General features: G+C 69.6%; 2 protein-coding genes. Both read left to right on the forward strand.

Annotation, left to right across the window (positions count from 1 at the left end):
* The coding region (locus tag J7E68_RS02770; protein WP_215169654.1) for an ABC transporter permease at positions 1–815 on the forward strand (815 nt) is incomplete at its 5' end.
* A gap of 40 nt (positions 816–855) precedes the next feature.
* On the forward strand, positions 856–1,347 hold a 492-nt coding region (locus J7E68_RS02775), incomplete at its 3' end, for an ABC transporter ATP-binding protein (RefSeq protein WP_215169656.1).

Consider the following 1,347-nt stretch of genomic DNA (forward strand, 5'->3'; position numbering starts at 1 on the left):
CCTACGCGACCACGAACGGGATCGCTGTCGGAGACGCCATCGATGTCGCGGGTTCCGACGTCGAGGTCGTCGGCCTCGTGGCATCTACCTCCGATTCCGCAGACACCGCGGCGAACGTCTATCTGCCCCTCGACACGGCGCAGGAGCTCTCCGGTGCCGGCGACGTGATCTCGACCGTGTACGTGCAGGCGGAATCCGCCTCCTCCATCGACGCGGTGCAGGCGGCGCTGGCAGAGGAGCTGCCCGACGCGACCATCACCTCGCAGTCCGAGCTCGCCTCGACCGTCTCGGGTTCTCTGTCGAGCGCGACGTCGCTGATCACGAACCTCGGCACCTGGCTGTCGATCATCGTGCTCGCGGTGGCCGTGCTGCTGTCGGTGCTGCTCACCCTGTCAGGCGTCTCCCGTCGCACCCGCGAGTTCGGCACCCTGAAGGCGATCGGCTGGTCGAACGGACGCGTCGTGCGCCAGGTCGCGGGCGAGTCGATGGTGCAGGGATTGATCGGAGGCGCCGTGGGACTCGCGCTCGGTGTCGCCGGCATCGTCGTCATCAATCTCGTGAAGCCGACGGTCGCCGCTGCTGCCGCCGGCAGCGCGGAGGGCGGCCCCGGAGGCATGGGCGCGGGCCCGACGGGAGGAGGCGGCATGTTCCAGAGCCAGCAGGCGGCCGACATCGTGCTGCAGGCTCCGTTCACCCCGTGGGTGCTGGTCGCCGCGGTCGGTCTCGCGGTGCTCGGCGGCCTCGTGGCCGGAGCATTCGGAGGCTGGCGCGCTGCGCGTCTCAGCCCGGCCGAGGCCCTGCGATCCGTCGCCTGACGGACTCGCGAACGCACGTCACAGACAAGGAGACACGGACATGACCATTGCAGATATCGCTCCGGCCGCGAACGGCACGGATGCCACGGCGCCGCTGTACCGCGCACAGGATGTCACCCGCATATACACGCAGAAGGGGCGCACGGTGAAGGCGCTGACGGGCGTCGACCTCACGATCCGGCCCGGTGAGTTCGTCACCATCCAAGGGCCGACCGGAGGGGGCAAGTCGACTCTGCTGCAGATGCTCGGCGCGCTCGACAAGCCGTCGTCCGGCTCTCTGCTGCTCGGCGACATCGACCTGGCCTCGGCATCCGCGCGCGAACTCAGCCGCATCCGCGCCCAGGAGATCGGCTTCGTCTTCCAGGGGTTCAACCTGATCCCCACCCTGACGGCGGCCGAGAACGTGAACATGGCTCTCGAGCCGACCGATCTGAGCCGCACGGAGCGCGCGACCCGTGTCGCCGAGGCTCTCGCGCACGTCGGGCTCGCGGACCGCGGAGATCACCTGCCCACCGAACTGTCGGGCGGCCAG

The sequence above is a fragment of the Microbacterium sp. ISL-103 genome (genome assembly GCF_018613995.1).
GTDB lineage: Bacteria > Actinomycetota > Actinomycetes > Actinomycetales > Microbacteriaceae > Microbacterium.